Origin of the sequence: Pseudomonas sp. (assembly GCF_050739935.1) — a bacterium.
GTDB lineage: Bacteria > Pseudomonadota > Gammaproteobacteria > Pseudomonadales > Pseudomonadaceae > Aquipseudomonas.
This window is the reverse complement of record NZ_JBOICF010000110.1, coordinates 23,550-37,122: the sequence shown is the minus strand read 5'-3', so window position 1 is coordinate 37,122 and position 13,573 is coordinate 23,550. Positions and strand designations below refer to the sequence as shown.

8 protein-coding genes are annotated in these 13,573 nt (G+C 58.2%); 3 read left to right on the top strand and 5 right to left on the bottom strand.

The features are described from left to right. Nucleotides 1–30 precede the first annotated feature (30 nt). Nucleotides 31–402 carry a PAAR domain-containing protein gene (locus tag ACRER8_RS21760; RefSeq protein ID WP_431748253.1) on the bottom strand — a complete coding sequence of 124 codons (372 nt, stop codon included), beginning with the start codon at nt 400–402 and terminating at the stop codon, nt 31–33. Nucleotides 403–540: 138 nt separating this feature from the next. Then, the gene (gene trxC, locus ACRER8_RS21755; RefSeq protein ID WP_431748252.1) at nt 541–975 is read right to left on the bottom strand and encodes a thioredoxin TrxC; all 435 of its coding nucleotides are present in this window, start codon (nt 973–975) and stop codon (nt 541–543) included. A gap of 400 nt (nt 976–1,375) precedes the next feature. Between trxC and ACRER8_RS21750 the strand changes: the two genes are divergently transcribed. Then, entirely contained in the window at nt 1,376–2,179 is an 804-nt protein-coding gene (locus tag ACRER8_RS21750; RefSeq protein WP_431748251.1) for a hypothetical protein, read from the top strand. 233 nt (nt 2,180–2,412) lie between these two features. Then, on the top strand, nt 2,413–3,246 hold the full coding sequence (locus ACRER8_RS21745) for a hypothetical protein (protein ID WP_431748250.1): 834 nt from the start codon (nt 2,413–2,415) through the stop codon (nt 3,244–3,246). On the opposite strand, the gene selO is transcribed toward ACRER8_RS21745, so the two are convergent. The 3 genes from selO to ACRER8_RS21730 are packed head-to-tail and all read right to left on the bottom strand — an operon-like array spanning nt 3,230 to nt 9,888. Further along, a complete protein-coding gene (gene selO / locus ACRER8_RS21740) occupies nt 3,230–4,693 on the bottom strand; it encodes a protein adenylyltransferase SelO (RefSeq protein ID WP_431748249.1) in 1,464 nt (487 codons plus the stop codon). The genes ACRER8_RS21745 and selO overlap by 17 nt on opposite strands. A gap of 48 nt (nt 4,694–4,741) precedes the next feature. After that, entirely contained in the window at nt 4,742–8,110 is a 3,369-nt protein-coding gene (gene mscK, locus ACRER8_RS21735) for a mechanosensitive channel MscK (RefSeq protein WP_431748248.1), read from the bottom strand. Nucleotides 8,111–8,145: 35 nt separating this feature from the next. After that, nucleotides 8,146–9,888, bottom strand: a complete 1,743-nt coding sequence (locus tag ACRER8_RS21730) for a potassium/proton antiporter (protein WP_431748247.1) — start codon at nt 9,886–9,888, stop codon at nt 8,146–8,148. A gap of 257 nt (nt 9,889–10,145) precedes the next feature. Between ACRER8_RS21730 and ACRER8_RS21725 the strand changes: the two genes are divergently transcribed. After that, nucleotides 10,146–13,514: a dermonecrotic toxin domain-containing protein gene (locus ACRER8_RS21725; protein WP_431748246.1), complete on the top strand. Its 3,369-nt coding sequence runs from the start codon at nt 10,146–10,148 to the stop codon at nt 13,512–13,514. The last annotated feature ends 59 nt before the right edge of the window (nt 13,515–13,573 follow it).

Below are 13,573 nucleotides of genomic sequence, written 5' to 3'. Positions count from 1 at the left end.
TCGGAGGTGTTCCGCCGGCAAGCCGTGCTGTTACGCCGGACCCTCTTCACGCATGGCTCTGCTTAGGCGTTTCGCGCGTTTGCGTGCTGTTTCAGCTTGGTCCTTGGGGATGTCGATTGCGGCGTCCATATCGGCCTTCAACTCATTTTGACTGGCGATCAGGCGGTGCTCCCCGATCGGGCAGTCACATCTCACGATCTGGCCATCTGTTGCGACAGCCAGGACCTGATCGACGTAGGTTGGATTGCCTTGAGCGATATACCCGACCTGTTCACAGGCCGCACACCACACCGGATCGCCCATGCGCGCAAGTCTTCGCTCTTCCCATGTCTGCGTTCCCGACGTTTGCAGAACCACGCCTGCGGTGGTGGTCGAGTCGCCTTCCCTGATTACTGATGTCATCGTTCGCCGCCTCTGATTAACTCGTAAGCACGGCTGAAGCCTAGGCGTTGAAAACGACACTCGGGGGGCCGAACAGTGCATTCAGACGTGTCCTACCGCCAAAGCAGGCAAGCGCTTCAACCGCTGAAGAATGCGCTGTCAGATCCCCTGGCTTGCCAGCCAGGCAATCAATTGCTGTAACGGCAGCGCCCCACTCTGACGCGCCATTTCGCGACCATTTTTGAACAGGATCAGGCTCGGAATCGAACGAATACCCAACTGCGCCGACAGCTGCTGATTGGCCTCGCTGTCCAGCTTCGCCAGCCGCACACGCCCGCTCAACTGAGCCGCCGCCTGTTCGAAGGTCGGGGCAAAGGATTTGCACGGTCCACACCACTGCGCCCAGACGTCCACCAACAGCGGCAGATCGCCCTTGATCTGACTGGTGTAATCGCCTTGGGTCAGATTGAACGGCGTGCTCAGCAACACCTCCTGCTTGCAGCGCCCACACTTGGGTTGATCGCCCAGCCGATCGGCGGGGATGCGGTTCAGACCATTGCAGTGTGGGCAGGGAATAAGAAGAGGCTCGGACATGACGGATACCTGAAAAAAGGCTGGTGGCGGATAAGTGGAGCCTGAAGGTCTGTTTATCAAGTTCAGTGCGGGTTTGAGATTAGTGGGCGGTTTCCCATAGAGCGCGATGCCTCTTCGGATTGGACGAGAGATGTGCGCATCCTCACGCTTCTCCTAACTAAACGCTATTTAATCGCCGATTGATCCAGTTCTGAAGACGCCACATATTCCCCGAAATACCCTCCCAGAACCCCGTATTCGTTGCCTTTAGCATCTCCAAGCCAGCTCTTTTATCCGAAAGAACGACCCTATTGCCTGACTAGGCGCCTGGCTGTACTGCGCATTAGCTTTTCCCGTCAGGGGGCTGTGCTATCCGATCCAACCCATTGGCCCTTGCCCATTCATTGCCAGGGAATTGCCAATGATCAGTCAGATTCAAGCCGCAGTGTCCGCGATCATTTCAAATAAAACGCCGGCACCCATCACCACCGCGACAAAAGACGAGCAACCGGCTGTGGACAAAACCGAGAAGGCGACCGCCGACAAGGCCAGTTTCTCCACGCTCGCCAGTCAATTGAACGACAGTGCGGCTCGGGCGGCCAAGCGGGATGCGGGGATGACCCATGCGGAGTTGGGGAAGTATGGGCTGAGCCGGATCAACGAGTTTCTGGTCGAGACACCGAAGGTCAATAGCGCCACGCGAGCGATGGAAGTGCCGAAGACCAACGACCCCGAGTTGCTGGACCGTGCGCGCGAGGCTACTGCTTTTGTCACGCGGACGTTGGCGGGGGACAAGAACGCAAAAAGCCCTTTCGAGAATCTGTCTCGCGAACAGCTGAATCTGATCGCCTACGACGACAGCGGCTCCTTCACGCTGAATGAGCGGCGGACGGCATGGCAGGGTGTGCAAAAGATGGACGACGCCTGGCGCAAGGTTGCGATATCTGAGGGCGTCATCGAACAGGCACGCACGGGCAAAGCGACGAAGTTCTACCGGGAAGCGCTGAACTACTTGAAATCGCTGCCGACGATCGAGAAGGCGGTGGATTACCCCAAGGATCCGATGCGATTTACGACTTTGTGGGAAGTAGTGCCTATAGTTATGCCGAAGCTACTCCAAAACCTTCAAAAACCATTCACCCCGGTGCGTCTGATCAATTTGTTGTTAGAGGTCGGCTGTCTGCTGATGTCACGACAGCAATATTTCAATACCGGACAGGTATGAAAACCTGCAAGTTCAAGACGAGCTATTGAAAGTGCCCGGTCGGGGCGGTACAGCACCTAAATGGAATAAAAGCTCTGAATCGGGCGGTGGTGCTCGTTGTGATGTGCGAGTCCTTTCTACTGATATGAGGACACACGATTGGGCCGTGGAGTTCACCATGCGCTAACAGCCGTGTCATGCCTGATCAACTCTCCATAGTTGATCAGGCATTCTTCAAACCTGGAGGAATTACAATGGAAAATATTTCCGCTAACCGCATGCTGACAGGGCGCTCATGCGTCCAGATCAAGAGTATTGCAATGACGGCGGCACAATCGAAATCATCGCTTCGATCAACTCCGTCAACGGTGTCACCAACTCTCTCGATGCTGTCTCGCCACCTCGGCGAGAGCTCCGTTCGTGCCGACGCACGAGATAAGTCGCTCACCAGGGCAGAGTTGAAAGTTGAAGGCCGCAGGTTGATAGCGCAAATTGCCGGTGATGATTATGAGGCTAAAAAGCAATTGCATAATAAAGAAAGACCGAAGAGTCAGGATCCTCAGTTGCTGGAGCGGGCGCTGCGTGCTACTGAATATATCGCTAAATCCGACCAGCTCGATCGCAATGTCAAAAACCCATTTCTCGGTCTGTCCAGGGATCAGCTTGATCTGATAGTTTATGACGAGTCTGGCTCGTATACAGTTAACGAGCGTCGTGCAGCTTATTACGGCGTATTAGATATGGAGTCACAATGGAATCGGCAGGTCATGCGTATTTACGATATCGAGGGGGCAGCGGGTGCTTCCAATAGACCTCGGTTTTGCACGGAGGTTCTCGCGCATTACCGTACTTTGCCAGCGATAGAGCGAGCGGAATATGCCGACGACTATGAGTCTAGGTTAGAGGCGCAGATCAACGAGAAGCCGAAAAAAGCAAAAGAGCTGGATGAGCCCTTTACTCTTTTCGATTTACTTGCCCGCAACTGGCGTCTAAAAAAGAGATCGGAGCATGGTCCGGACTGTGTCGGAATCGGCAATTCACCGATGGGCACGGTCAGTCATCAGTTGTCCCTTACGAAGAACAACTAATCTCCAAATGCTTGCCCCAATCCGGCGGACGCTGCGCATAACTCTCCATCCCGGCCTGTTCCTCGAACGGTTTGCACAGCACCTGATGCAGACGGCGGACTTCGCTGTAGTCGCCTTGTTCGGCGGCTTCGATGGCGCGTTGGGCCAGGTAGTTGCGCAGAATGTACAGCGGGTTGACCGCATGCATGCGGGTGCGGCGGTCGTCCTGGCTAGTGTCGGGATCGCGAGAAAGGCGGGTTTTGTAGGTTTCTGCCCAGGCGTCGAAGCCGAGCATGTCCACGAAGTCATCGCGCAGATGGCGGACGGCGACTTCGGCTGAATCCTCGCCCAGACGGCGGAAAAACAGGCTGTAATCAACGCCGCTGTTCTGCATCAGTTGCAGCAGGCGGGCGATGAGGTCGGCGTCGTCGTCTTCGGCAGTGGTCAGTCCCAGTCGACGTCGCATGAGGTCCAGGTAGTGGGCCTGATACAGCGGCAGGAACATGCCCAACGCCTCACGCAGTGCCTCGACGCTGATGAACGGGGTGAGTGCCTGAGCGAGCGCGCTGAGGTTCCACTGACCGATCGGCACCTGATTGCTGAAGGAGTAGCGGCCTTCGTGGTCGGAGTGGTTACAGATGAAGTGTTGGTCGAAATCATCGAGGAAAGCGAACGGGCCGAAGTCGAAGGTGATGCCCAAAATCGACATATTGTCCGTGTTCATCACGCCATGACAGAAGCCATAGGCCTGCCATTTGGCGATCAGTTCAGCCTGGCGCTCGACGATTACACGAAACATCGCCAGATACGGCTCGGGCTGCTCAAGGCATTCGGGGTAGTGCAACGACAGCACATGATCGACGAGCTGTTTCAGCTCATCGGCCTGCTTGGTGTAGAAGAAGTATTCGAGGCTGCCGAAGCGCACATGGCTTTGCGCCAGACGCAGCACCATCGCCGCACGTTCTTGCGTCTCGCGCCAGACCGGCGTGGTCGAGCCGATCACGCAGCCCGCACGGCTTGTCGGGATGCCCAACGCATGCAGCGCCTCGGAGGCGAGAAACTCGCGAATGGACGAGCGCAACACTGCTCGACCATCACCCATGCGTGAGTAAGGCGTCTGCCCTGCGCCCTTGAGATGTAGATCCCAGTGCTCGCCGGCGTCGTTGTAGACCTCGCCCAGCAGCAGGCCGCGACCATCGCCCAGACGCGGGTTGTAGGCGCCGAACTGATGACCGGAGTAAACCATCGCCCGCGGATCCGCTTCAGCCCACAGCTTGTGGCCGCTGAACAGCTCGGAGAACACCGGCTCTTCGGCCTGCGCGGGGTCCAGATCCAGCAATGCCAGCGCCGCCGCGCTTGCCACCACCAGACGAGGTTCAGCAATAGGCTCGGGCAATACGGAGGTGGAAAACGCGTCACCCAAGCGGGCGAAGCGGTTATCGAAGGTCAGCTCGTCGAGGGCTTTCAAGGGATGCCTCCAGCAGAATGTCCGAGCATTCTGCTAGGTTTTCTTGGGTCAGTCGAGCTTGACGTCCGGCGGCTCGGACGCATCTTTAGGCGCGGCGGGCACAGAAGTAGGGGCCGCATTGGTCTTTTGCTCCTGCTCGATCGGCACCATCTTGTACTCCTGCCCCTGCATGTTCTTGAGGTAAACCTCCATTTGCCGGAACGAGATGTTTATGTGCTGCTTCTTGAATTCCTTGTTGATGAAACGGTTGATTTCATCGAGCACCGGGTTGCGGTCGCCCAGGTCGCGAACGTGCATGCGCAGTTCGTGATCCAGCGTGCTTTCGCCGAAATTCAGGAAGTATACGATTGGCGTGGGCTCCTTGAGCACGCGCGGATTGTCGTCGGCTGCCTTGAGCAGCAGCGTGCGAACCAGATCCAGATCGGAGCCATAATCCACACCCAGCTTGAGGGTGACGCGGGTGATGGTGTCGGTCAGTGACCAGTTGATCAGTTGCCCGGTGATGAAGGTCTTGTTCGGGACGATGATGTCCTTGCGGTCGAAGTCGGTGATGGTGGTCGCTCGAATGCGGATCTTGCTGACCGTGCCAGACAGGTTACCAATGGTGATGGTGTCGCCGATCCTCACCGGCCGCTCGAACAGGATCATGATGCCTGAGATGAAGTTGGCGAAAATCTCCTGCATGCCGAACCCCAGGCCGACCGACAGCGCCGCCACCAGCCATTGCAGCTTGTCCCAGCTCACGCCCAATGCCGACAGCGTGGAGACGAAACCGACGCCGGCAATGATATAGGACAGTAGTGTCGTGGTGGCGTAGGAACTTCCCTGTTTGAGGTTCAGCTTCGAGAGCACCAGCACTTCCAGCAGGCCGGGCAGGTTGCCCGCCAACACGAAGGTAATGCAGATGATCACCAACGCGCCAATGAGGTCGCCGAGGCTGATCGGCACCATGCTCATGGTCGCGCCAGTGCCAGTGGTGTACTCGTACAGGGTGATATTGTCCAGGTACGAGAACACGCTGATCAGATCGGCCCAGACCAAATACAGCGCGCCAATGAAGCCGGCGATCAGCGCCAGGCGAATCAGTCGCAGCGACTGTTGGTTGACCTGCTCGATATCCAGCGTCGGCTCTTCGATCAGTGTCTCGCCTTCGCCCGCTTCCTTGGCCGCCTGACGTTTACTCAGCGCGCGTTGATAGGCCAGGCGCCGCGCCGCGACGCTCAGCCCGCGCACGAAGGCCGCTTCGATCACCAGCCACACCATCAGCAGGTAAAGAGTGTCGATCAACCGGTCGCTGAGCTTGAGCGCGGTGTAGTAGTAGCCGAAACACACAGCGAGGAACAGCGCGACCGGCAGGGCAGTAAACGCCAGACCCACCGCACGACGGAACAACGAGGCGTTCTGGTGCGTCGGGCTGGTCAGCAACAGACGCCCGAGCAGCCAGGTCATCATCGCGTAACAGGTCAGGACCACCGCGATGCCGATCACGTCGTCGGCCAGCGCAGACGGTTCGTGTTCAGCGACGGCCACCACGGTGACCAGCGCCAGCACCACCAACCCCAGACGACGGATCCAGCCGCGCAGGAACTCCACCTGCGGCTTCTCCCAGCGGAAATGCAATTGAGCCACGCCGCCCGGCGCAAGGATGCGATATGCGGTGTAAAACACCAGCCAAGCCAGCGAGATCTGCATCAGCGCCGCGCCGAGATTGACGTTCTGTTCACGGGCGTCGATCTGCAACGCCAGTGCGCACAGCGCCAGCGCCAGGGAAAGTGGCATCGCCAGCAAGATATTGATGAAGATCGCCAGCGGCGTTTGCCACTGACGGTCGCGCTTGAAATGGCCAATATCGGCGTGCAGCCGATTGAGTTTGTCGTACAGCGCCTTGCGCTTCCACATCAGCGCGCCGATCACCAGCAACAGCGGCAGGAAGATCAGCGGGCGCTGGGTCAGTCCGTCACTCAGCTCGCTGACGGTGGACGTCCAGGGCAGGGTAGTGAGCTGCTTCGTCAGGCGCGGTTTGACGCGCTCGAACCATTCCAGATCCAGCGGTTTGTTGCTGGGGATCCAGAACATCTGCTCGTCCAGGGTCTGACGCAGGTTGATGGCCGTGCTCACCAGTTGCTTCTGATTGAGTTGCAGGGTGATGGATTCATTGAGCAACGCGCTCAACTCTCTGTTCAGCCGTTCCAGCAGGTCGGTGCGGGTGGTGGCCAGATCGAGCAAAGTCTTGCGTAGCGCCGGGGTGACGTCTTCGGGCTTCTGGGTAGCGAGCAGGGTATCGACATAATTGGCCGGATTGCTCATCTGTTCGCGCTGTTGGTTAACCTCGAATTGATACAGGCGGATGTCGGCAATCTCGTCCGCCAGGCCGCTGTCGAGTTTCAGTTTGGGCAGCGACTGCTTTTGCTTATAGAGAATCTTGGACAGTAACAGGCTGCCGCTCAGCACATTGATCTGCTCGTCCAGCGCCTGATCGGTCTGAGTGATCGCGTCGAGTTGGGTCTTGGTCTTGAGATTCTGCTGGGTAAGTTCGTTGAGGCGGTCAGTGCCGCGCAGCAGGTAGTCGGAGAGCTTGAGATTCGCTGCGCTTTCGGTCCCCAGCAGGCTGCTGCCACCAGCCTTTTGCGCTTCGATCGACAGCTGCGTCACGGTTTGCTGGGACTGTGCGCGACGCTTGTCGTTGATTAGCGTCTGCAGGTCCTGGATTTCCTGATCCTGACGGGCGACCTTCTCGGTCAACAGGTCATGCTGACTGCCACCCAGGTCCTGCAGTTGGCTGTTGCCGGCCAGTTCCTGGCGACGCAGGGCGATCAGCGCGTTGATCGAAGCCAGCTCGGCGTTGAACTGAGCACGCTGGTCGCCATTGATAGCCTTGCCCCCGTCCTTGCCGGACTTGAGGATGCCATTGATGGTCTGGATGCGCGTCTGACTATTGCTGATTTCGGCCTGAGCGCGTTCCGGGCGAGTTTGCGCTGTGATTGTCAGGCTGTTGGCATCATTTAGCGCCTTTTGCAGGTCCGCCTGCTGAGCGCTGCGCTGGCTGAGCATCTGTTCGAGTTGCGGCACGTCCATATTGGCGTAGCGCTGGGCGACAGGAATCACTTTGCTGGCTTTGAGCCTGGCCAGTTCGCGCTGACTCTCGCTGGTCAGTCTTGGTGCATCCGCCAATTGCTTTTTCAGGTCCTCCAACTTCTGCTGGTTGTCCTTTTGGCTGGCCAGAAACCCGAGGGTCTGCTCCAGTACCTGCTGCAGGGCTTTCTGTTCATCGGCCGGCAGTTTGCGGTCGGCGATCCTGTCCAGGCTCTGCTGGACGGCTTCGCTGGAAGGTGGGGGCGTATCGGCGGCGAAAACCGGGACGTTGGAAAGGCAAAGCCCCAGCAAGGCTGAGGCAAAAAAGGTACGCAGCGTGAACATAGACACCGGTCGAACAATCTGAAAAGGTCAGCAGTTTAGAGAAACAACCCGGGTCCCGGGCGGCTTCCTTCGGGGAATCTGACGCCCACTTTGAGGATCTTGTTCCCTTCCATAACTGCAACTGTCCAAATAGTTCCGTTCCATTCGATCTGGTCGCCGACGATTGGCGCGCCGCGATTTTTCTGAATAATGAACTGACTCAGCGGCATATTCGAATCCAGGCCGTCGAGCTTCAAACCGTACAACGCCGCGACAGCCCCGAGTTGAGCGTCTCCCTCCAGGACGAAGTCGCCGAAGAAGCGCAAATCCAGACCGCGCTGCGGCGCCTGGCTGAACAGCTTGCCGAGGGCTGGAAGGTCGTGCTCATGACCGATCACGCAGAGCAGATCGCCGGTCTCCAGAACCGTACTACCCGACGGATGGAGCAGTTGCTGACCGCGAAACAAGGCGGCAATACGCGTGCCTTCAGGCATTTTCAGCTCACGCAGGGCGGCACCGATGCACCATTTCTCCGCGCCAAGCCGATAAACAAACAACTCCCACTCGCTGGTCACGTGAACTTCCAGTGCCGCACGGGAGATCGGCGCGGGATCAGGCGGAACCGTCACCTTCAGCCATTTGGCCATCCATGGCAGGCTCGTGCCTTGAACCAGCAGCGAGACCAGCACGATGAAGAATGCGAGATTGAAGAACAGTTGAGCTTGAGGCAGGCCAGCCATCAGCGGGAACACCGCCAGAATGATCGGAACCGCGCCGCGCAGGCCGACCCAGGCGATAAAGGCTTTTTCGCGACCGTGAAACACCCGGAAAGGCAACAGACCAGCCAGAACCGAAAGCGGGCGCGCCACCAGAATCATCCACAGCGCCAGACCCAGTGCAGGCAGCGCGATCGGCAGCAGGTCATGGGGTGTAACCAGAAGGCCCAGCACCAGGAACATGCCGATCTGTGCCAGCCAGGCCATGCCGTCGAGCATGTGCAGAATGCCGTGGCGGCTGCGAATCGGCTTGTTGCCCAGCACCAGGCCACACAGGTAGACCGCGAGGAAGCCGCTGCCGTGAATGGCGTTGGTCAGGGCAAACACCGCCAGACCGCCCGCGATCACTAGAATCGGATAAAGGCCGTTGGCCAGATTGATACGGTTGACCAGTTGCAGCATCAGCCAGCCGCCGCCGAGACCGACGATGGCGCCGATGCCAAACTCCTGAATCAGATGCCCCAGCAGGCTCCAGTGCAGGCCGGTCTGGCCGCTGGAGAGCATGTCGATCAAAGTCACGGTGAGAAACACCGCCATCGGATCGTTACTGCCGGATTCGATTTCCAGGCTGGCCGTCACCCGCTCGTTCAGGCCCTTGCCGCCCAGCAACGAGAACACCGCTGCAGCGTCCGTGGAGCCGACGATGGCGCCGATCAGCAAACCCTGAATGATGTTCAGGTCGAACAGCCAGGCAGCGACCATGCCCGTCAGACCGGTGGTGATCAGGACGCCAACCGTTGCCAGCGACAACGCGGGCCAGAGCGCCACGCGGAAACTTGCCACCCGCGTTCGCAGACCGCCGTCGAGCAGGATAACCGCCAGTGCCAGGTTGCCGACCAGGTAGGCCGTTGGGTAGTTATCGAAGATGATGCCGCCGCCGTCGACACCGGCTGCCATGCCGACTGCCAGGATGATCACCAGAATTGGGATACCGAGACGGGACGACAGCGAGCTGACCAGAATACTTGCGCCCACCAGCAACGCGCCGATCAGGAACAGGCTGTTGATGGTCGTGGCATCCAAGGGCGGTACTCCAGACAAAGAAAGATCAAACATCTGCAAGCTGACCATGCAGCCCGCGTGCCAACGGATTTAACCCGTTGAATTGGTTAACTGTCAAAGCCTAATGCTCGGCAGTTGTCTGAATTGTGCGATAAGCCGTCCGCCACAGCGAAGTCAGCGTCGGGCACCTGCTAACCGCGAAAAAATACATATTTATCGCATGCAGGGGCTCGTGGGCGTTCATCCTTGAGTCCCCGATCACTGACAGGATGTCGACGATGAATGAGGAATGGAACAGCGGATACGATGAAACGGCCGCGCTAGGTCAGACGCCACGCGTTGGCCTGGCGCAGGACGCGGAATGCACGGAGAGCGGCGCTTTAATCAATCGTTACCCAGACGGCACCATGATCGGTCTGGGGCCTGAGGGCGTTGTTTACGTCAACGAGTACGGAGAAACCGTCACGTCCTCGAAGCCGTTGCTCCTGGAGGAGTTCGTCGCGGCCAGGCAGGTGCGTTACGACCCTCCCCACGAGTACGGGCGGACCAAGGCCCGGCAATTCGTTGTCCAGCATCTGGGAGAAGACATCGACCCCGATGAGCTTTTGCTTGCCACCCTCTACATCAACCAGCTGGACGCAGAGCCAAGTCGAGCGAATGTGGCTTACGCCATGACATTGACCGACGCGCTGTTGCGCAACTGGCAGCAAGCCGGCAATGGCGAGTTTTTTGATCACCTGGGTCATCCGCGTGAGTACCGGGATGGTGGTTATCCAGTGCAGATATCTGCGGAACCGTTACAGCTCGCCGATTGCTTCGCCTATGAAGGGATCTACCGCAAGACCAGTCCCCAACGCTTTGACCGGTCGACCCATATACCGACAGATCCGAAAGACTTTAAACGCTTCGTCTGGAAGGCTGATCTGCAAGCCCACTATCAGGAATCATTGACCCGTTTCTGGGACATCCACGCCGCCGACTACAACTTGCTGATCAAGGCGGCGCTGATCAAGGCGGCCTTCGTGCAACATGCTGAAGGGTCTCTGAGCGAGCAAGACAGATCGCTTGTCCTGTGGTCCGTTGGCCTACGCTCAGACCAACTGTGGGAAACCCTGGAATTCGAAGCTTTCCGTGACGCGTCGATGTCACCTCGTATCACGTTTCGCGAGCTGGTTCTGTACCGCTATGTCGCCAGTGACATCATCGTCATCCGGGAGGAATCCACGGACAGGCTGGTGATGTACATCCCCGGTAACTCCTCACCGCTTCATGGATTCAAGGATATTCAGGCATTGCGTGCCTGGGTTGTTTTGCAGTGCAAGGATTCACGCCGCAGAAAGGCGTTGGAGATTCACTTCAAGGTCGAAGATGAACCCGATGGGCTCTGGCTCAGCGGATTGCAGACGACCCTCGCGGGGCTGGCAGCGCACCCCCATCGTCTCAACGACGCGACTGGCCACTGGTATCCGGACGACGTCATCAATCTAGGCCCGGCGCTGTCGCCATGGCCTTTTACCCACTTCAGGCGGAGTCTGCAGAGCCGTCTGGCGTCTGATGGGCAGCAGCTGATTCGGAACCGGGCCGATGCCGACAAGGCGATAGCGGCGCTGGCGCTCACTAACGCGATTGTCGCGACGGGCGCGATCGCCATGGTGGTGCCGGCTCTCTGGATTCCCCTGGCTGCAATGTCCGTGGCGCTGATCGGTTTGGGTGTGGACGAGGTGCTACAGGGCAGGACGCTCGAAGAGAAACAAGAGGGCGTCGGACGCATCGCTTTTGGCGTGCTTAATGCCGCGCCTGTACTGAATGAAGGCGCTGCCGCGGCAGTCCGATTTGCAGGCATTGCGGCACGCGCGGGAGAGGAAGTCGTTCCTGGCGCCGCGGACGAGGTCGGGCAAATGATCGCGGACCAAAGCCAGGAGGAGCGAGCGGCTAACCGTGCAGAGGAGCAGCGAACGCAAGCGCAAGCCGCTGAAGAAGGCCGGCAGCGCGCGAGTGAATCGCCGACTGAGCGACAGACTCGACTGGGTCAGGAGGAGCAAGACCGGCAGGCTCTGAAAACCCACCATGAAGCGACGTTCGACAGCGTGAAAGGGTTTGGCGTGGAGCCGGAGGGGCTTCGCTCGCTGACACCTGAACTGCGCAAGACTCTGGCTGGATTCGAGTACGACCTGCCGCTAGATCCGTCTGGTGCGTGGGTTACGGACAATTTCGGTGCTGTCTACCGGGTCTTTGACGCTGACACCGGCCAAATCCGACATTTCGCGCGGGTGCATTCGAAAATCTACCGGGTCGAGCGCGTTGAAGGAGCAAAGCAATATCGAATCTTCTCGTCTGAAAATCGAGCTCTGAAAGGGCCTTACCTAAAGCGGACCAAAGGTTATTACTCCGATATTGACCTGAAGCCTGGGCTTCGTGGCGGCGATAGCTACATGGACGTGATGCCAGATCCGATGCCGGAGGTGCCGCTGGCCGCTATCAAGTTCCCCCGCGCGCAACCTTCCGTACAGGTCGAGATACCGATGGACGGGATCGAAAAGAGGGTCGTGATCAACAGTGCGGGCGAAACGGTACAAGAGTTTTACGCCAACGGCAGGCGTGTCACCTTCGACGCGGACATCGCGGTTTGGCGCAAGAATGCGCAAAAGGTGCTTTGGCGGAATAAAAGGGGCCGCTGGGTTTCCGGTACCGAGGCCAGATACCTCAAGCTCAGGGACAGGTATGAGGGCTGGATCACCACCGAGGTCTACAAGTTTCCGCGCATACCCGGCCTCCCCTTGCATACATCGGCCGTGGACCGAACCGTTCACCAGATATGGCTGGGCAGCAGGCTTCCCCGTGAGACGCTGATCGACACCATCAAAGAAAACATGAACACCAGTCCGGACCTCAAGTTCACGCTCCACGTTGATATTCAGGACAACGACGTCCTCAGCGATTTAACGCTCGTAGAGCAGTTGCAGCGCAAATTCACTGACTACCCGAACATGACAATTTCAAATCTTCACGATGAGCCGTTCTACGACGGGTTTCTCAACGAGCCCGAAACAGCCGAGCCGTACGAGTACTTCAGAAGTGGCAGGGGCGACAATTTCGCGGCCGCGTCTGATGTACTGAGGTATCGATTGATTCGAGAATATGGCGGGATTTACATGGACTGCGATGACGTTCTTCATTGCTCGTTCGCGGGAAAGGAGCTGCTGTCCGGGCCGGGCGATCTATTGGTGGGAGAGCCAGCAACCACCTCCAGAATGTCCTATTACGGCCCAGGCAACAGTCATTTCGCGAGCCTGCCCGGCAACCCGGTTTTGAGGGAGATGCAGCAGGAACTCTATTCACGCTTCATACGCGAACGCGAGACGCTCGACATTCTGTCGAGCAACAAGTCAGGGGAGGAGAACGGCATCAATCCATATATGACGACCATATCCCACGTTACCGGACCTCGGCTTTTCATGGACACGATCCGCAGTACTCGTCCTGACTATGCGGATCTGCTGGACGGGCAGATCAAACCGAGGTCGGGCATCAGTTCTCTGCATTATGCTCAGCAGCTTAAAGATGCCCATGACTTCTATGCGCCATTTGCCGACCGGCTGAAAATCCTCGCAGGTCGGGAGAATTCCTGGATCGCGCCGCCTCGATGATCTGGCAGCGTTGAGTAACGTTGGCATCCTCTGGCGCCGGTTCTTACATGCGGTGAAGC